This window comes from Promicromonospora sp. NPDC019610 (genome assembly GCF_044389365.1).
Lineage (GTDB): Bacteria > Actinomycetota > Actinomycetes > Actinomycetales > Cellulomonadaceae > Promicromonospora.
This window is the reverse complement of record NZ_JBIRXX010000001.1, coordinates 2,104,767-2,122,726: the sequence shown is the minus strand read 5'-3', so window position 1 is coordinate 2,122,726 and position 17,960 is coordinate 2,104,767. Positions and strand designations below refer to the sequence as shown.

Annotated in this window: 15 protein-coding genes; 5 read left to right on the top strand and 10 right to left on the bottom strand. The window is 71.4% G+C overall.

Annotated elements, in window-relative coordinates:
- Positions 1-131 precede the first annotated feature (131 nt).
- Positions 132-1,958 carry an AMP-dependent synthetase/ligase gene (locus ACH45N_RS09465; RefSeq protein WP_397393155.1) on the top strand — a complete coding sequence of 609 codons (1,827 nt, stop codon included), beginning with the start codon at positions 132-134 and terminating at the stop codon, positions 1,956-1,958.
- 99 nt (positions 1,959-2,057) lie between these two features.
- Here ACH45N_RS09465 and clpX read toward each other — a convergent pair whose 3' ends face one another.
- From clpX to ACH45N_RS09425, 8 genes are all read right to left on the bottom strand, one after another.
- Positions 2,058-3,347 (bottom strand): ATP-dependent Clp protease ATP-binding subunit ClpX, encoded by a 1,290-nt coding sequence (clpX, locus tag ACH45N_RS09460; protein WP_397393154.1) that lies wholly within the window; start codon positions 3,345-3,347, stop codon positions 2,058-2,060.
- A gap of 289 nt (positions 3,348-3,636) precedes the next feature.
- Positions 3,637-4,350: an ATP-dependent Clp protease proteolytic subunit gene (locus ACH45N_RS09455; protein WP_397393152.1), complete on the bottom strand. Its 714-nt coding sequence runs from the start codon at positions 4,348-4,350 to the stop codon at positions 3,637-3,639.
- 43 nt (positions 4,351-4,393) lie between these two features.
- Positions 4,394-5,029 carry an ATP-dependent Clp protease proteolytic subunit gene (locus ACH45N_RS09450; RefSeq protein WP_377232455.1) on the bottom strand — a complete coding sequence of 212 codons (636 nt, stop codon included), beginning with the start codon at positions 5,027-5,029 and terminating at the stop codon, positions 4,394-4,396.
- A 230-nt stretch (positions 5,030-5,259) separates the two neighbouring features.
- Positions 5,260-6,648 (bottom strand): trigger factor, encoded by a 1,389-nt coding sequence (tig, locus tag ACH45N_RS09445; RefSeq protein ID WP_397393150.1) that lies wholly within the window; start codon positions 6,646-6,648, stop codon positions 5,260-5,262.
- A 202-nt stretch (positions 6,649-6,850) separates the two neighbouring features.
- Positions 6,851-7,660, bottom strand: a complete 810-nt coding sequence (locus ACH45N_RS09440) for a carbohydrate ABC transporter permease (RefSeq protein WP_397393148.1) — start codon at positions 7,658-7,660, stop codon at positions 6,851-6,853.
- Positions 7,657-8,580, bottom strand: coding sequence for a carbohydrate ABC transporter permease (locus tag ACH45N_RS09435; RefSeq protein WP_397393147.1), 924 nt, complete (start codon positions 8,578-8,580; stop codon positions 7,657-7,659). Before ACH45N_RS09435 ends, ACH45N_RS09440 begins: the two co-directional genes overlap by 4 nt.
- Positions 8,577-9,881 (bottom strand): ABC transporter substrate-binding protein, encoded by a 1,305-nt coding sequence (locus ACH45N_RS09430; RefSeq protein ID WP_397393146.1) that lies wholly within the window; start codon positions 9,879-9,881, stop codon positions 8,577-8,579. Before ACH45N_RS09430 ends, ACH45N_RS09435 begins: the two co-directional genes overlap by 4 nt.
- Positions 9,882-9,954: 73 nt before the next feature.
- Positions 9,955-11,097, bottom strand: a complete 1,143-nt coding sequence (locus ACH45N_RS09425; protein ID WP_397393145.1) for a flavin-containing monooxygenase — start codon at positions 11,095-11,097, stop codon at positions 9,955-9,957.
- Positions 11,098-11,160: 63 nt separating this feature from the next.
- Here ACH45N_RS09425 and ACH45N_RS09420 point away from each other — a divergent pair, with 63 nt between their 5' ends.
- The gene (locus tag ACH45N_RS09420) at positions 11,161-11,841 is read left to right on the top strand and encodes a hypothetical protein (protein WP_397393144.1); all 681 of its coding nucleotides are present in this window, start codon (positions 11,161-11,163) and stop codon (positions 11,839-11,841) included.
- A 9-nt stretch (positions 11,842-11,850) separates the two neighbouring features.
- On the opposite strand, the gene ACH45N_RS09415 is transcribed toward ACH45N_RS09420, so the two are convergent.
- Positions 11,851-12,240, bottom strand: a complete 390-nt coding sequence (locus ACH45N_RS09415; protein ID WP_397393143.1) for a cupin domain-containing protein — start codon at positions 12,238-12,240, stop codon at positions 11,851-11,853.
- Between the two features lie 95 nt (positions 12,241-12,335).
- On the bottom strand, positions 12,336-13,430 hold the full coding sequence (locus ACH45N_RS09410; protein WP_397393142.1) for a glycoside hydrolase family 5 protein: 1,095 nt from the start codon (positions 13,428-13,430) through the stop codon (positions 12,336-12,338).
- Between the two features lie 189 nt (positions 13,431-13,619).
- On the opposite strand from ACH45N_RS09410, the gene ACH45N_RS09405 reads away from it, so the two are divergent.
- The 3 genes from ACH45N_RS09405 (at position 13,620) to ACH45N_RS09395 (ending at position 17,936) form a co-directional block, all read left to right on the top strand.
- Positions 13,620-13,916: a hypothetical protein gene (locus ACH45N_RS09405; protein WP_397393141.1), complete on the top strand. Its 297-nt coding sequence runs from the start codon at positions 13,620-13,622 to the stop codon at positions 13,914-13,916.
- Between the two features lie 73 nt (positions 13,917-13,989).
- Positions 13,990-16,413: a 7,8-didemethyl-8-hydroxy-5-deazariboflavin synthase CofG gene (gene cofG / locus ACH45N_RS09400; protein WP_397393140.1), complete on the top strand. Its 2,424-nt coding sequence runs from the start codon at positions 13,990-13,992 to the stop codon at positions 16,411-16,413.
- Positions 16,410-17,936: a flavin-containing monooxygenase gene (locus tag ACH45N_RS09395; protein WP_397393139.1), complete on the top strand. Its 1,527-nt coding sequence runs from the start codon at positions 16,410-16,412 to the stop codon at positions 17,934-17,936. Before cofG ends, ACH45N_RS09395 begins: the two co-directional genes overlap by 4 nt.
- The last annotated feature ends 24 nt before the right edge of the window (positions 17,937-17,960 follow it).

The window sequence follows — 17,960 nt, the reverse complement described above, 5'->3', positions numbered from 1 at the left end:
GACCGCCGCGGGCGAAAGACTGTTCCGACCTGAGACAGGGATCCGCTACAGTCACCCGAGCAGGCCACGCAACTTGGTGAAGACCCGATACCGGGCCTTCACCTCTTCAAGACTTCAACGGAGAGCAGCACATGACACTTGCCACGTCGCCGGCATTGGTGGAGGTGCCAGAGGGCACCAGCATCAACACGATCCTCGCGGACCGCGTGGCACGCTCCGGAGACCAGGCGCTCATCGAGCGGCGGGACGCACCAGACGGCCCGTGGATCAAGGTGTCGGCGAGCCAGTTCGAGGACGAGGTGCTCGCCGTCGCCCGCGGCCTGGTGGCCCGCGGCATCAAGGCCGGCGACCGCGTCGCGATCATGTCCCGCACCCGGTACGAGTGGACGCTGCTCGACTTCGCCATCTGGGCCGCCGGCGCCGTCGCCGTGCCGGTCTACGAGACCTCGTCGGCCGAGCAGGTCCAGTGGATCCTGTCCGACGCCGACGTGCGCCTCGTCGTGGTCGAGTCGAGCGCGCACGCGGAGACGGTCAAGCAGGTGCGGCCCAGCCTGCCCGGGCTCGAGGACATCCTGTTGCTCGACGAGGACGCCGTGCTCGACCTGCGCAAGGCCGGCACCAACCTTTCCGCCGGCATCGTGGCCGAGCGGCGCGACGCCGTCCGGCGCGACGACCTGGCGACCATCATCTACACCTCCGGGTCCACGGGCCGCCCCAAGGGCGTCGAGCTCACGCACGGCAACTTCGCACACCTGACCCTGAACGCCGCCGCCGGCATCCCGGAGCTGCTCGGCGCCGAGAACGCCCGGACGCTCCTGTTCCTGCCGCTGGCGCACGTGTTCGCGCGCTTCGTCGAGGTCGCGACCATTGCCGGCCAGGCCGTGCTGGGCCACGCCCCGGACATCAAGAACCTGGTGGCCGACCTGGGCTCGTTCCGCCCGACCTACCTCCTGGCCGTGCCCCGCGTGTTCGAGAAGGTCTACAACAGCGCCGAGCAGAAGGCGTCGTCCGGCGTCAAGGCGAAGATCTTTGCCTGGTCCGCACGCGTCGCCGAGGACTACTCGCGGGCCCTGGACGTGCCCGAGGGCCCGGGCGGCGCGCTCAAGGTCAAGCACGCGATCGCCGACCGGCTGGTGTTCAGCAAGCTCAAGGCCACGATGGGCGGGCAGCTCAGCTGGGCCGTCTCGGGCGGCGCGCCGCTGGGCGAGCGCCTCGGCCACTTCTTCCGCGGCGCGTGCGTGACCATCCTGGAGGGCTACGGCCTCACGGAGACCACCGCCCCGACGGCGGTGAACCTGCCCGGGAAGATCGTCATGGGCTCGGTGGGTCCGGCCTTCTTCGGTACGGGTATCCGCATCGCCGACGACGGCGAGGTGCTGCTGAGCGGGCCGCACATCTTCCGCGGCTACCGCAACCAGCCGGAGCTCACCGCCGAGGCGCTCGTCGACGGCTGGTTCCGCACCGGGGACCTCGGCCGCCTGGACGAGCACGGCCACCTGCACATCACGGGGCGCAAGAAGGAGATCATCGTGACCGCCGGCGGCAAGAACGTCGCCCCGGCCGTGCTCGAGGACCGCATGCGGGCGCACCCGATCGTGAGCCAGGTCGTGGTGGTCGGCGACCAGCGCCCGTTCATCGGCGCCCTCGTCACGCTCGACGCCGAGATGCTGCCCGGCTGGTGCGCCGCGAACGGCCTCCCGAAGCTGTCGGTGGCCGACGCGCGCGTGCACCCGAAGGTCCTGGCGGAGCTCGACAAGGTGGTCGCGCAGGCGAACGAGGCGGTCTCCAAGGCCGAGTCGATCCGCAAGATCACGGTGCTCGACCTCGACTTCACCGAGGCCAACGGGTACCTCACGCCGTCCATCAAGGTGAAGCGGGCCAAGGTCATCGCGGACTTCGCGACCACCATCGACGCCCTGTACGGTGCCCCGGTCGTGAAGGCCCTCCAGCCGAAGTAGAACGACGGTGCCGAGTCAGCGACTTGGTCCGCCTCGCCGGGTATTACCCGGGACGAGGCGGACCAAGTCGCTGACTCGGCACCGTCGTTCGTCGGGGTGTTACGCGCTCTTCTCGCGCGGCTGGCGGCCCCGTACGGGGCTCTTGCGGGGCACCACGGTCGGGTTCACGTTGTCCAGCACCACCGAGCGGGTGATGACCACGCGCTCAACGTCGTCGCGGCTCGGCACGTCGAACATGACCTGCTGGAGCACCTCCTCGAGGATCGCCCGCAGGCCACGGGCGCCGGTGCCGCGGAGCAGCGCCTGCTCGGCGATCGCCTCGACGGCAGGCTCGTCGAACTCGAGCTCCACGCCGTCGATCTCGAACATGCGCTTGTACTGCTTCACGAGCGCGTTCTTGGGCTCCGTCAGGATCCGTACGAGGGCGTCGCGGTCCAGCGACGAGACGGAGGCGATGACGGGCAGGCGGCCGATGAACTCGGGGATCAGGCCGTACTTCTGCAGGTCCTCGGGTCGCACCTCGGCGAAGAGGTCCTCGTCGCGGGCGATGGACTCCATCGGGGCGCTGAAGCCGATGCCGCGCTTGCGGGACCGCGCGGCGACGATGTCGTCCAGCCCCGCGAAGGCACCGGCCACGATGAACAGCACGTTCGTCGTGTCGATCTGGATGAACTCCTGGTGCGGGTGCTTGCGCCCGCCCTGCGGGGGCACGGAGGCCGTGGTGCCCTCGATGATCTTCAGGAGCGCCTGTTGCACGCCCTCGCCGGAGACGTCGCGCGTGATCGACGGGTTCTCGGCCTTGCGGGCCACCTTGTCGACCTCGTCGATGTAGATGATGCCGGTCTCGGCCTTCTTGACGTCGTAGTCCGCCGCCTGGATGAGCTTGAGCAGAATGTTCTCGACGTCCTCGCCCACGTACCCGGCCTCGGTCAGCGCGGTGGCGTCGGCGATGGCGAACGGGACGTTCAGCATCTTGGCGAGCGTCTGCGCCAGATAGGTCTTGCCGGTACCGGTGGGGCCGATGAGCAGGATGTTCGACTTGGCGATCTCGACCGGGTCCTGGTCGTCGGGATTGATGGAGCGCCCCGCCTCGCCGGCCTGGATCCGCTTGTAGTGGTTGTAGACGGCAACGGCCAGGGCGCGCTTGGCGGGGTCCTGGCCGATGATGTACTGCTCGAGGAAGTCGAAGATCTCGCGGGGCTTGGGCAGCTCTGTCAGACCGAGCTCCGCAGCCTCACCGAGCTCTTCCTCGATGATCTCGTTGCACAGCTCGATGCACTCGTCGCAGATGTAGACGCCGGGTCCGGCGATCAGCTTCTTCACCTGCTTCTGCGACTTGCCACAGAAGTTGCACTTCAGCAGTTCCGCGCCGTCACCGATTCGCGCCACTACCTGTCTCCTCGCCTTGTGCACCCTCGCGAAGTCCTGCACGGGCCGGCTGGCCCAGCAGATCCGCGACGTCGAGCGGTCTCAGATCCATTCCACACCACCGGTGGCCTGTTGTCAGCCGGGCGGCCCGGCGGGTCGCCTGACCGATTTTCACCAGATCATGACAATTTTGTCAGATTCTGCGCGGCGTGTCCCACAATGCCCGACGCCGGGGCGGATCGTCCACCGGTATTGGTGGCACGGCCCCGGCGTCGGACGCCTGCGGTCTCGACGGACCCGACCAGAGCGGTCAGTTCGTCACGACCACGACGGGCTTGCGCGACTCGAGCACCTCGTCGACCAGGCCGTACTCCTTGGCCTGGGCGGCGGTCAGGATCTTGTCGCGCTCGATGTCGTCACGCACCTGCTCCTGCGTCTTGCCGCTGTGCGTCGCGAGCGTCTTCTCGAGCCACTCGCGCATGCGGATCAGCTCGTTCGCGTGGATCTCGATGTCCGAGGCCTGCGCGTAGCCGCCACCCTCCATCGCGGGCTGGTGGATCAGCACGCGGGAGTTCGGCAGCGCGAGACGCTTGCCCGGCTGGCCGGCGGCCAGGAGGACGGCCGCGGCCGACGCCGCCTGCCCCAGGCACACGGTCTGGATCTGCGGCTTGATGAACTGCATGGTGTCGTACAGCGCCGTCATGGCCGTGAACGACCCGCCCGGCGAGTTGATGTACATCATCACGTCGCGGTCCGGGTCCTGGGTCTCCAGGACCAGGAGCTGGGCCATGACGTCGTCCGCGGACGCGTCGTCGACCTGGACGCCCAGGAAGATGATGCGGTCCTCGAACAGCTTGGTGTACGGGTCCTGGCGCTTGAAGCCGTACGCGGTGCGCTCCTCGAACTGCGGGAGCACGTAGCGTGCGGACGGCGTGGCGCCGGCGGTGGCAAACGGCATCCGTGCACCCGAACGGGCGCCGGCGAGGCGCTCTGCGGCTGCGACGAACTGGGCTTCAGGACTCACGGTCATCTCCTCTTGAGAAAGCTCTTTGTGCGTTTCCGGGCGGTCAGCTGTTCATGCCGCCGCCGCCGGCCAGCGCAGCGGTCTCGACGACGTGGTCGACGAAGCCGTACTCCAGTGCCTCGGAGGCCGTGAACCAGTTGTCGCGGTCGTTGTCCTTGATGATCGTCTCGAGCGTCTGGCCGGTCTGCTCGGCGGTCAGCTCGGCGAGCACCTTCTTCATGTGCATGATGAGCTGCGCGCCGATCCGCACGTCGGTGGCCGTACCACCGATGCCGCCGGACGGCTGGTGCATCAGCACGCGGGCGTGCGGCGTGATGTACCGCTTGCCCTTGGTGCCGGAGGACAGCAGGAACTGCCCCATGGAGGCGGCCATGCCCATCGCGACCGTCGCCACGTCCGGCTTGATGAACTGCATGGTGTCGTAGATCGCCATGCCGGCCGTGATGGAGCCGCCGGGCGAGTTGATGTAAAGCCAGATGTCCTTGTCGGGGTCCTCGGCCGCGAGAAGCATCATCTGCGCGCTGATCGCGTTCGCGTTCTCGTCGCGCACCTCCGACCCCAGCCAGATGATGCGCTCCTTGAGCAGCCGGTTGTAGATGGAGTCGTTGAGCCCGAAGCCAGCACCCTCCGTCCGCGCTACCGGCCCAGCATCCATCCGCAGCAGATCGTTCACGTCCATCTCCTCGGTTCTGACTCTCGTCTGTGGACCACGTCCTAAGACGTCGTGTCGCTCGACCCTAACGTGCCTCGTGCCGCCAGAACTTCCGATTCGACGGCCGTTTCGCCTACAGCGCACCGGTGCTGCCCACGGCGAAGCCGAGGGGAACGCGGACGGCGGTCCGCACCCTCGCGCGAAGGGTGCGGACCGCCGTCGGACGTCCTGCTCCGGCCCGACGGGCCGGGGGTGCGTCAGGCCTTCGCGGGCTCCGACGACTCGGGCTCGGCGGCCTCGGGCGCCTCGGCGTCCGCGGCCTCCTGGGCCTGCGCCACGGCGTCGCTCAGCGCGGCCTGGGCCTCGTCGGCCTCGTCCGAGCCGATGAACTCGCTCAGGTCCACGACGTTGCCGTCGGAGTCCTTGACCTCGATCTGGCGCAGGGCGACCGCGAGGGCCTTCGAGCGCGCGACCTCGCCGACCATGGCGGGGATCTGACCGCCCTGCTCGAGGGTCTTGATGAACTCGCTCGGCTCCATGCCGTACTGCTGCGAGGCGCTCACCAGGTACTCGACGAGCTCGCCCTGGCTCACCTGCACCTTGAGCTTCTCGGCGAGGGTGTCGAGCAGGATCTGGTTCTTGATCGCCTTGGTCGCGTCCTCGGTGACCTCGGCGCGGTGCTCGTCGTCCTCCAGGCGGCTCTCGGACTCGAGGTGACGGTGCACCTCGGCCTCGACCACGCCGGACGGCACGGGGACCTCGACGGTCTCCAGGAGCTTCTCCATGAGGGCGTCACGCGCGGTGACGGCCTGGTTGGAGGTCTTGATGCCGGCGACCTGGGTCTTCAGGTCGTCCTTCAGCTCCTCCAGCGTGTCGAACTCCGAGGCGAGCTGGGCGAAGTCGTCGTCCACCTCGGGCAGGTCGCGCTGCTTGACCGACGTCGCGGTGACGGTGACGTCGGCGTCCTGGCCCTCGTGCTCGCCACCGGCGAGCGGGGCCTTGAACGTGGTGGTCTCGGCGGCGGACAGGCCGGTCAGGGCCTCGTCGAGCCCCTCGAGCATGTTGCCCGAGCCGATCTGGTACGAGACGCCCGACACGGAGTCGACCTCCTCGTCACCGATGACGGCCTTCAGGTCGATGACGACGTAGTCGCCCTCGACGGCCGGGCGGTCCACGCCCACCAGGGTGCCGAAGCGCTCACGCAGGGCGTCCAGGCGCTCGGTGACGTCCTCGTCCGTCACCTCGGTGGAGTCGACGGTCAGCTCGACGTCGGAGAGCTCCGGGAGCTCGATCTCGGGGCGCACCTCGACCTCGGCCGTGAACTTCAGCTGGCCCTCGCCGGCCTTGGCCGGGACCTCGGTCACGTCGACCTCGGGCTGGGCGAGCGGGCGCAGGTCGGTCTCGCCGAGCGCGTCACGGTAGAAACCGGAGAGCCCGTCGTTCACGGCGTGCTCGATCACGGCACCCCAACCGACCCGCTGCTCGATGATGCGCGGGGGGACCTTGCCCTTGCGGAAGCCGGGGACGTTCACCTGCTCTGCGATGTGCTCGTAGGCGTGATCGATGCTCGGCTTGAGCTCGTCGTAGTCCACCTCGACGGTCAGCTTGACCTTGGTGGGCTCCAAGGTCTCGACGGCGCTCTTCACTTCGATGGTCTCCAGAATGTCGGGGGTGCGCGCACGCCGGCGTACTGCGTCCCGGGTGGCGCGGGGATGCTCTGCTCAGTTGCAGCTGCTCGCTGACAGCGACGTACGACAGGCGCACGGGCAACCCGTCAATAGTACGCCTGGAGTCCACGGGTGCCGAATGCAGTCGGGTGTCGTGCGGCACAGCCCGGCAGGGCCCCGGTCACCGGCCCATGCCGGCGGTGAGACCCGCCACGATCTGCCGCGTCGCGACGAGGAACAGCACCACCAGCGGCAGCGTCGCGATGACCAGGCCGGCGAACAGGGTCGACCACGACGTCTGGTACTCCCCGAAGAAGGTGGTCAGTCCCACGGGCAGCGTGTACTGCGTCCGGTCGCGCACCAGGATCAGCGGGTAGAAGAAGTCGTTCCAGATGGGCACGAAGCGGAAGACCACGACGGTGGCGACCGCGGGCTTCACGAGCGGCAGCAGCACCGACCAGAACGTGCGCAGCGGGCCGGCGCCGTCGATCCGGGCGGCGTCCTCCAGCTCGTCCGGGAGCTGGCGCAGGAACGTGGCCAGGACGAACACCGAGAACGGGATCGACACCGCCGAGTAGACCAGGATCAGCCCGGTCCGGGTCGACGCGAGACCGATCATGTCCAGCAGGTAGAAGATCGGCACGATCATGAGGAACACGGGCATCATCACGCCCGAGACGAAGACCTGCTCGATGACGGCCATCAGGCGCGAGCGCGACCGCGCCAGGGCATAGGCGGCCAGCAGCGAGACGGCCGTCGACAGCACCACGGAGACCGTCGTGACCAGAACGGAGTTGACGAAGTAGGTGGAGAACGACGCCTCGACCCACGCCTCCCGGTACGCGTCCAGCGACGGGCTGTGCGGCAGGCCGAGGGGCTCGACCACCAGCTCCTGGTCGGTCCGGAACGAGTTCCACACCATGATCAGCAGGGGCAGCAGCGCGACGGCGGCGTAGCCCCACAGCAGCGTGCCGACCGCGGCGCGCCTCACGTCAGCCGCCGTTCGACACGGCGGAACCAGCGCGTGAACGCCACCGAGACGCCGACGATCACGACGAACAGCACGATCGCCACCGCCGAGGAGATGCCGATGGCGTTGGACGCCCCCGAGTGGAACGCCGTGCGGTAGAAGAGGAGCGACATGACGTCGGTGGCGCCGGCCGGGCTGCCGCTGGACCCGCCCAGGGCGTACGGGATCGGGAACGCCTCCATGGAGAAGATGAACGTCAGCACGCTCACGGTGCCGATCACCGGCGTCAGCAGGGGCAGCGTGACGTGCCAGAAGCGCTGGCGGGAGCTGGCGCCGTCGAGCATGGCGGCCTCCTCCAGCGTCGGGTCGAGGGCGCCGAGGGCCGCGCCGTAGACCAGGAGCGGGAACCCGACCCACTGCCAGGCGGTGACCAGGACGACGACCCACAGGGCCGTGTCGGGGTCACCGAGCCAGGGCTGGGCCACCGCGTCGAGGCCGACGGCGCGCAGGGCGGCGTTGACCGGACCGAAGAGCGGCGAGAGCAGCAGGGACCACAGGTAGCCGACCACCAGCGGCGACACCAGGTACGGCATCGTGTACAGCACCTGGAACAGCCGCCGCAGCCGCCCCCGCCGGTGCAGCACGTACGCGAGCAGGAGGCCCAGCGAGTTCTGCACCACCATGGCCCCGGCGAACAGCAGCGCGTTGTGCCCGAACGCGCGCGGGAGCTGGCTGCGGTAGGGCTCCGTGGTGAACAGCGCGACGAAGTTGTCGAGCCCCACGAACGCGTCCTGCGCGGTGCCGCGCCAGGAGAACAGGGAGTAGGTCAGCGCCGTGGCCATCGGGTACAGCACGAAGACGACGAACAGCGCCGCGGCGGGCAGGATGAAGAGCAGTGCGACCGGCGTGGGCAGTGCCGCGGCTCGACGGCGGCGGCTCACTCGCCCGGCGTCCACCAGGCCGACAGGCCGTCCTGGATCACGTCGGCGGCGCCCTCGGCGTCGATGTCGCCGAGGAAGAGCTTCTGCCCCGCCTCACCCATCAGGTCCGTGCCGACGGGGTCGCCGTAGCGGTAGTCGACGAGCAGCAGGTACGGCGCGGGGTTCTCCTGGTACAGGTCCCACATCTCCTGCTGCAGCGGGTCGGAGAACTCGACGCCGGGGATCGGCGAGAACTGCTTGAGCTCGTCGGCCACGAGCTGCCCGAACTCGGGCGTGGCCAGCCAGTTCAGCAGGGTCTTGGCCTCCTCGGGATGCTCCGTCGTGGCCGAAAGGCCCCAGCTCCCGTCCGCGTAGCCCGCGCTGACGGGGTGGTCCAGGGCCGAGCCGGGCGGCGGCGGCACCTGGAAGACGCCGAGGTCGAGGTCGGGGTTGGCGTCCTGGAAGAACGCGAGCTCGTACGAGCCGCCGGCGAACATCGCGGCCTGCTCCGAGGTGAAGAGCACCTGCGCGTCCGTGTACGGCACGCCGGTCACGTCGTCGGGCATGTACTGCTGGAGGTCCTTGAGCGTCTGGATCGAGTCCACGTAGGCCGGGTCCGTGAAGTCCGTCGCGCCGTCACGCAGAGCCTGCTGGAAGTCGGCGCCGCCGTACTGGGCGGCGGTCAGGGCGTCGTGCACGGTCGGCACGAACCAACCGTCGCGCGCGCCCACGGCGAGGGGCGTCACGTCGTGCTCCAGGAGCGTGTCGTTCAGCGCGAGGAAGTCGTCCCAGGTCTCGGGCTCCTGAAGGCCGTGCTCCTCGAAGATCGCGGTGTTGTAGTAGACCTGGATGGTCTGGCTGGCCAGCGGCACGCCGTAGACGGCGCCGTCCTCCCGGCCACGGGAGCCGTCGAGGATCGCGTCGTCGAAGTCGGCGAGCGCCGGCACGACGTCCTCGAGCGGCTCCAGGTTGCCGCCCTCGACGAGCGGCTGGAGCAGGCCGTAGGAGCGCACCTGCGCGATGTCCGGGCCGTCCGACCCGGTCAGGCCGGTGCGCAGGATCTGGTCGTACTCGGTGTTGAGGTGGGCCTGGAAGTTCACCGTGATGCACGGGTTGGCCTCCTCGAAGACGTCGAAGATCTTCTCGTACGTCTTGACGTCCTCGGTCCGCCAGGACCAGACGTCGAGGGCCACGGCGTCGCCGTCGCACCCCTCCCCTGCCGCCGTGCCCGGCTCGGGGCTGTCCGCGGACGGCGCGCACGCGCCGAGGGTCAGTGCCACGAGCGCTGCGGCGGCTGTGGCAAGGGTCGTTCGGCGGCTCATGCGGCGGACGCTGCCGGTCGGAGGTCGAGGTGTCAAGCATTTCGACCGAATCGATACGTCGTGTCGGATCCGCCTACCTGCCGCGGGTCGCGTGCCGCGCGATCCGGCGGGCGTCGGCCGCCATCTCGAGGAGCATGCCGCTGATCGGGTTGGTGAAGCCGGTGAAGTAGAGGCCGGGCGCGGCCGGGCGGCCGTTGGTCGCCAGCGGCTTGCCGCGGTCGCCGAGCACGCCCAGGTGGCCCACGACGGGTTCGAGCGCGCGCCGGTAGCCGGTCGCGGCCAGGACGACGTCGGGGGTGAGCCGGGCGCCGTCGGCCAGGACCACCTCGGCGCCGTCGAACCGCTCGATCGCGGGGACGACGCGCACGGTGCCGGCCAGGACCGCGGCGACAATGCCGACGTCCTGGAGGGGCACGGAGCCCTGGGCGACCCGGGACGCGATGCCGACGTCGGGGATCGGCAGCCCGAGGTCGGACAGGTCCGGGACGCTCACCTTCCGGACGGCGACACCGACGGTGTCGACGAGGCGGGCGGGCAGGTGGCGCACCAGCACGCCCGTGTACTGCGCGGCCCACGGGCCCTGGTTGCGGGGCACGATGTGCGGGGGCGTGCGGACGGCGAGGTGGACGCTCGCGGCGCCGCCCTCGACGAGGTCGTGCGCGATCTCGGCACCCGTGTTGCCCACGCCGGCGACCAGCACGTGCCGGCCCGCGTACGGGGCGGGGTTGCGGTACCGGCTCGCGTGCACGACCTCGCCGGTGAACCCGTCCTGGCCGGGCCAGTCGGGCAGGTGCGGGGTGTGGTTGTAGCCCGTGGCGACGACGACGGCGTCCGCGGTGCGGGTGCCGTCCGTGGTGGTGATCGTCCAGCGGCGGGCCGCGCTGCCGTCCGCGCGCTCGGCGGCGGGCCGGTCGAGGCGCGTGACCTCGACGCCGTGCTCGATCCGCAGGTCGTGGTGGACGGCGTACGCCTCCAGGTAGCGGACGACGTCGTCCCGGGCGACCCAGCGGCCGTACTCCCGCGGGATCGCGAGGCCCGGCAGCTTGGACAGCCCGCGCGTGGTGTGCAGGTGCAGGCGGTCGTAGTGGTGGCGCCAGGCGTTGCCGACGTGCTCGGACTTCTCGAGCACGGTGACGTCGGCGCCGCGGGCCTTGAGGGCGGCAGCGGCGGAGAGGCCGGCGGGTCCGGCGCCGATGACGGACACGGTGAGCACCATGGTGGGAGCGTAGGACACTCGAGACGGGCGGCGAGGGGCGCCGTCCGCACCGGGAGGACGACGATGGCAGAGATCTGGGACCCGCACGGCAGCCTGGGCCGCATGCTGTGGATCGGCGGCGCGCAGTGGGCCGGCAAGACGACGGTCGCCGACCTGGTCGCCGCACGGCACGGGCTGACGGCCTACCACTACGACTACCACGACTCCCGGGGCCATCAGGACCGCCGGATCGCAGGGCGGGTCGCACGCGGCGAGCCGGTGACGGACCCGGACGTCGAGGACGTGTGGATCAACCACGACCCGGCGGCGCTGGCGGCGCAGGTCCTGGCCGACTTCCCGGAGCGGTTCGAGTGGACGCTCGACGACCTGCGCGCGTGGTTCACCGGGCGCCCCGCGATCGCCGAGGGCTGGGGGCTGCGGCCCGAGCTGGTCGTGCCGCTGGTCGACTCGCCGCAGCGCATGGTCGTCCTCGTGCCGACGGAGGAGTTCCGACAGCACCAGCTCCGCACCGTGCCGCGCGCGCTCGCCGTGGACGCCCCGGTCAGCGACCCGGAGCTCGCCCAGGCCCACCGGATTGCCCGGGACCGCCTGATCGCCGAGGACGCGGTGCGGAACGCGCGGCGGCTCGGCGTCCCGGTCATCGAGGTGGACGGGACGCGCGACGCGGCGGCGGTCGCGGCCGAGGTGGCGGAACAGTTCGCGCCCTGGCTGCGGGATCTGCCCGTGCCGGCGCCGCTCGCGTGAGGTCGTGGGTCAGTCGACGGGCGGGCCGTGGAGCACCTTGTGTTCGCGGAAGAGCAGCTCGGCGGCCGTGGTCTCGACGATCACGGCGAGCAGGTCCGTGGTCGCGGTCGTCGCGTGGACCTCGCCGGGTTCCCAGACCGCGGCCTGGCCGGGCTCGATGTCCCAGCGCTCGTCCGCTGCACCGTCGGCGCCCTTCGACGTGACGACGCCCTCGCCGGCGAGGACCGCGAACACCTGGAGCGACGTCGCCGGGTGCTCCCCCAGCGTGCCGCCCGCGACGATCCGGGCGACGTTCACGGTGGTGCGCCCGGCGTCGGGCACCTGGGGCAGGAAGTCCATGTCGACGCCGGTGCTGCCGAACCGCGTGATCTCCCGGGCGGGGAGCTGGAAGATGCGCATCGGACGATCTTCTCGTACCTCCCTCCGGGTGCGCTGCACGAAGGTGCGGGGTGCCGGGTGGACCTTTGCCACCCGGGTGACGCCCCGCGTGCCGCCTAGAAGTCGTCCGCCGTGCGGATCCGGTCGCGGATCCAGGTGCCGGCCTCCTTGAGCCGCCCCGTCCCGTAGTTGCCGCTCCCGCAGGTGCCCTCGGTGAAGACGGCGCCGGAGCGGTGGTCGTCGGAGAAGTTCCAGTTGACCCAGCTGATCTTCTTCTGCGCGGCGAGATCGAGGTAGCGCTGCGCCATGGCGAAGTCGTTGGCGCCCTCTCCCGCGTAGTCCTGGGTGCCGAACTCGGTGATGAACATCGGGATCCGGTCGGCGGCGCGGGACAGGGTGTCCAGGTACTCCTGGTCGTGCGACGCCGCGTAGAAGTGGAACGTGTACATGACGTTCGAGGCGTTGACGGGGTTGTTCACGACCTCGGACTCGCTCGCGCCGTCGGAGACGCCGAGCGAGGACCAGGCGCGGGTGCCGAGCAGGATGACGGCGTCCGGGTCCTTGGCGCGCACCACCGGGACGATCTGCTCGTGGTAGCCCTTGATGGTCTGCCACGACACCCCGTTGGGCTCGTTCGCGACCTCGTAGATGATGTTGTTCTTGCCGTTGTTCCGCTCGGCGATCGCGGTGAAGAAGGTCTTGGCGCGCTCCAGGTTGAAGTTCGGGTCGCCAGGGTCGAGCATGTGCCAGTCCACGATGGCGTACAGGCCGCGCGCGGTGAGCAGGTCGATGTACCGGTTGACCAGCGCGGTGAACCGGGCCGGGTCGGTCTCGTACCCGTCCTCCTGCACGTACGTGGAGATCCGCATGACGTCGGCGTTCCAGTCGTGCGCGAGGGTGTCGAGCGATGCGTCGTCCACGCACTGCGAGTACCACTGGGTACCGTGCGTGCTCATGCCGCGCAGCTGGACCTGCTTGCCCTGCTCGTTGCACAGGCGCACGCCGCAGACGCTGAGCTGACCGTTCGCCTCGACGGGGGTGGCGGCCTCCGGCGCGGCGGCGGGAACGACGTCGGCGGGCGCTGCGGCTACGGGCTGCGTGGCCGTCGGCGCCTCGTGAACGGCCGCGAGGGCGGGGACGACGGCCGCCCCCGTCGCCAGGAGCGCGGCCGTGGCGACGGCGGCGATGATCGGTGCGCGGCGGAGAACCATGGGAGACCACCTCAGTCGGTCAGGAGCCGGAGCAGGCCGGCGGCATTGCCCGCCTGCTGGTCCCAGGGACGCTAGCAAGATGATCGAGCGGGTGATATCCGGGATTCCCACACCGCGCATACAGCCGGATGACCCCCCTTGTGGCCTACGGTGAGCGCGAACAACCACCTGCAGACCCCAGGAGACACGATGAGCACGTCCGTGGAGCTGACCCGATTCCGGGTGCTGCCCGAGAGGATCGACGCGATGCTGGCCGCGCGGCCGGCGATGCTCGCCGACTTCGAGGCCGACCGCACCGGGTTCCTCGGGGCACGCCTCGTGCAGCTTCCGGACGACGAGTGGCTCGACATCGTCGAGTGGCGCACGTCGGAGGACTTCGCGGCGTCGCGCGCGAAGGGCGCCAACCTGCCCGGGATCGCTCGGTTCTTCGCGACCATCGCCTCGCTCGTCACCGCCGAGGAGGGCACCCTCGCCGAAGTGGGGTGACGCCGCGATGACATAGTGTCGGGCAGTCCCCTCCGGACCATCGCGATCCGGTTCCCGCACCCGAGGTGGGCTCATGACTGTTCCCCTGACACTGCGCATGCCCGCGCGCCCCGACGACCAGCCGCAGCCCCCCGACCCCGCGGTCCTGGCCGCGGCCCTCGACCGGCTGGAGGCGGCCGGTGGCAGCGCGTCGACCAGGCCGGACGCCGACACGCGGGCGGACGCCGAGGTGCTGTTGCACGCCCGCGGCGCCGACCTCGACCGGCTGCTCGCCGTCGCCGGTGCGCTGCGCGACCAGGGGCTGGCGGAGGCCGGGCGGCCCGGCGTCCTCACCTACTCCCGCAAGGTGTTCGTCCCGCTGACGCACCTGTGCCAGGACCGGTGCCACTACTGCATCTTCGTGCAGACGCCGGGCAAGCTCGCCAAGGCCGGCATCTCGCCGTACATGTCGGCCGAGGAGGTGCTCGACGTCGCCCGGCAGGGTGCCGCGCTGGGCTGCAAGGAGGCGCTGCTCACGCTCGGCGACCGCCCGGAGAACCGCTGGCCGGTGGCCCGGCAGTGGCTCGACGACCACGGGTACGCCTCGACGCTCGACTACGTGGGCCACATGGCCCGGCTCATCCTCGACGAGACGGGGCTGCTGCCCCACCTCAACCCGGGCGTGATGTCGTGGGCGGAGCTGCAGCGGCTCAAGCCGGTCGGCCCGTCGATGGGCATGATGCTGGAGACCACCTCGTCGCGGCTGTGGACCGAGAAGGGCGAGGCGCACTTCGGCTCCCCCGACAAGAACCCGGCCCTGCGCCTGCGCGTGATCGAGGACGCCGGCCGCTCCCGCATCCCGTTCACGACCGGCGTGCTGCTCGGCATCGGCGAGAACTACGCGGAGCGGGTCGACTCGATCCTCGCGCTGCGCGACGCGCACGCCCGGCACGGTCACGTGCAGGAGGTGATCGTGCAGAACTTCCGCGCCAAGTCGGCCACCGCGATGATGGGCGCCGCCGACCTGGGGACGCAGGAGTACGCGGCCGCCGTCGCCGTGACACGGGTGCTGCTCGGCCCGGGGATGCGCGTGCAGGCTCCGCCGAACCTGACCGACGCCGCCGAGCTGCAGCTCCTGGTCCGGGCCGGCATCGACGACTGGGGCGGCGTCAGCCCGCTCACCCCGGACCACGTGAACCCCGAACGGCCCTGGCCGCACATCGAGGACCTGGCCCGGCTGACCGCCGAGGGCGGGTACACGCTGCGCGAGCGGCTGACGGCGCACCCGCACTACCTGCGCGAGGCGCGCGCGGGGGCGGAGTGGCTCGACGACCGGCTCCGCGACCGGGTCCTGGCCCTCGCGGACGACTACGGCCTGGCCCGCCACGACGCCCTCCTGGGCGAGTTCCCCTCCTCCCCTTCTTCGTTGAGTGCTGGGTATGTGCGGGAATCCGGTCCGGATTCCCGCAAATACCCAGCACTCAACAAGGCGGGGCGGTTGGGGCGGTTGGTCGGGGACGTGCAGGCCGATCCCGGTGGGGCGGACGACGCCGCGTGGGTCGAGCTGCTCGGGGCCGACGGCGCCGACCTCGAGGAGCTCACCGCGCTCGCCGACGAGGTGCGCCGCGAGCGGGTCGGCGACGCCGTGACGTACGCCGTGAACCGGAACATCGACGCGTCGCTGGGCCTGCCGCCCGAACGCGTCGCGGAGCTCGCGGCCGAGGCGGTCGCGCTGGGCGCCACCGAGGTGTGCGCGCAGGGCGCGCCGCCCGCCGAGCAGGGCGCCGACGCCTACCTCGACCTCGCCCGGGCGGTGAAGCAGGGCGGTCCCGGGCTGCACCTGCACGCGTTCCGGCCCGCCGAGCTGGCCGACGGCGCCGCCCGCGCCGGCCTGCCGCTCACCGACTGGCTGGCGCTCCTGCGCGAGGCCGGTGTCGACACCGTGCCGGGCACGGGCGCGCGCATCCTCGACGACCAGGTCCGCGACCTCCTCACCGGCGGCACCGACATCCCCGCCGACCGCTGGGTCGAGCTGGTCACCGCCGCACACACCGCGGGCCTGCGGTCGACGGCGACGATCGTGTACGGCCACGTCGAGTCGGCGCGCGACCAGGTGCGGCACCTGCGCGCCCTCGCCCGGGTCCAGGACGCGACCGGCGGGTTCACGGAGCTGATCCCCATGCCGTGGCTGCCGTCCGAGTCGCCCGTGCCCGTGCCCGGCGCGCGGGTCGCGACCCTGCGCGAGAGCCGCGCCCTGCACGCCGTCGCGCGGCTCATGCTGGCCGGGCGGATCGACCACGTGCAGGCCGCCTGGACCAAGCTCGGGATGCGCGGAGCGCAGCGCGTGCTCGCGGGCGGCGCCGACGACCTGGGCGGCGTGCTGCTCGACGGCGTGCTCGACCCCGACGCCGGACCCGAGCAGGGCCGCGAGCTCACGGTGGGTGACGTGACGCGGCTGGCCGCCGAGCTCGGCCGCCCGGTGCGGCAGCGCACCACCACGTACGAGCAGGTGGGGTGACGGCGGCGCACCCGCACAGGCACGGCGACCACCCGGACAGGCACGACGGCCCGGCCCCCGACGTCGACGTGGCGGTCGTCGGCGCGGGACTGGCCGGCGTCGGCCTCGGCGTGCGCCTGCGGCGCGCCGGGCGCACCGGATTCACCGTCCTGGAGCGTGCCGACGACGTGGGCGGCACCTGGCGCGACAACGTCTACCCGGGCGTCGCGTGCGACATCCCGAGCGCCCTGTACTCCTACTCGTTCCTGCCGCAGCCGGCCTGGTCACGCGTGTTCGCACCGGGCGCGGAGATCCACCGGTACGTCCGCGACGTCGTCGGGTCCGAGGGCCTGACCCCGCACCTGCGCCTCGGCACGGACCTCACAGGGGCCCGCTGGGACGACGACGCCGGCGCGTGGCGCCTGACGACGTCGCGCGGGCCGCTGACGGCGCGGGTGCTGGCCACCGCCGTCGGCCGGCTGAGCGAGCCCCGCGTGCCCGAGATCCCGGGCCTCGCCACGTTCCCGGGCCGGGTGTTCCACTCCGCCCGCTGGGACCGCGACCTGCCGGCCGGGCTGCGCGTCGCCGTGGTCGGCACCGGGGCGAGCGCCGTGCAGCTCGTGCCGGAGGTCGCCCGGCGGGCGGCGTCCGTCGTCGTGCTGCAACGCACCCCGCCCTGGGTGCTGCCGCGCGGGGACCGGGCGTACGCGTCCGGCGAGGCGCGGCCCGACCGCGCGGCGCTCGCCGCGGAGGCGGAGCGGTTGTTCGACGCCCGGATCGCGGGCACGACGGCGGAGGCCGAGCTGCGCGAGCGGGCGCAGGCGCACCTGCGCGCCCAGGTGCCGGACCCGGCGCTGCGCGCCCTGCTCACCCCGGACTACGCGGTGGGCTGCAAGCGCGCGCTGTTCAGCGACGACTGGTACCCGGCCCTCCAGGAGCCGCACGTGACGCTGGAGCCCGCCGCGCCCGTCGCGGTCGAGGGGTCCACGCTGGTCGCGGCCTCGGGCGCGCGGCACGAGGTGGACGTGATCGTGCTGGCCACGGGCTTCGAGACCACGCGCCCGCCGTTCGCCCACCTCGTCACCGGCCGCGACGGGCGCACGCTCGCCGAGCACTGGTCGGGCGGGATGACGAGCCATGCCTCGACGGTGGTGCACGGGTTCCCGAACCTGTTCGTGCTGGACGGCCCCAACGCCGGGCTCGGCCACCACTCGGCCCTGGAGGTGATCGAGGCGCAGATCGGCTACGTGCTGGGCGCGCTCGACCACCTGGACGCGACGGGCGAACCGCTGGACGTGTCCGCGGCGGCCGAGGCGGCGTACACCGAGGAGGTGGACCGCCGCGCGGCGGAGACGGTCTGGCTGCGCGGCGGCTGCCGAAGCTGGTACGTGGACGAGCGCTCGGGCCGCCTGACGCTCCTGTGGCCGGGCCGCGCCGCCGAGTTCCGCGAACGGTTCGGCACCTTCGACCCGACCCCGTTCGAGGTCGCGGGGCTGCGGGCGGCCGGGATCCGGGCGGTCGGCAGAATGTCAGGTGATCGGTAGTTCGAGGTGCCGACCACCTGACAT

Coding starts and splice junctions, on each gene's coding strand:
- ACH45N_RS09465 (WP_397393155.1), top strand. CDS start 132: ATGACACTTGCCACGTCGCCGGCATTGGTGGAGGTGCCAGAGGGCACC.
- ACH45N_RS09450 (WP_377232455.1), bottom strand. CDS start 5,029: ATGGACGTGAACGATCTGCTGCGGATGGATGCTGGGCCGGTAGCGCGG.
- ACH45N_RS09430 (WP_397393146.1), bottom strand. CDS start 9,881: ATGAGCCGCCGAACGACCCTTGCCACAGCCGCCGCAGCGCTCGTGGCA.
- ACH45N_RS09425 (WP_397393145.1), bottom strand. CDS start 11,097: ATGGTGCTCACCGTGTCCGTCATCGGCGCCGGACCCGCCGGCCTCTCC.
- ACH45N_RS09420 (WP_397393144.1), top strand. CDS start 11,161: ATGGCAGAGATCTGGGACCCGCACGGCAGCCTGGGCCGCATGCTGTGG.
- ACH45N_RS09415 (WP_397393143.1), bottom strand. CDS start 12,240: ATGCGCATCTTCCAGCTCCCCGCCCGGGAGATCACGCGGTTCGGCAGC.
- ACH45N_RS09410 (WP_397393142.1), bottom strand. CDS start 13,430: ATGGTTCTCCGCCGCGCACCGATCATCGCCGCCGTCGCCACGGCCGCG.
- ACH45N_RS09405 (WP_397393141.1), top strand. CDS start 13,620: ATGAGCACGTCCGTGGAGCTGACCCGATTCCGGGTGCTGCCCGAGAGG.
- cofG (WP_397393140.1), top strand. CDS start 13,990: ATGACTGTTCCCCTGACACTGCGCATGCCCGCGCGCCCCGACGACCAG.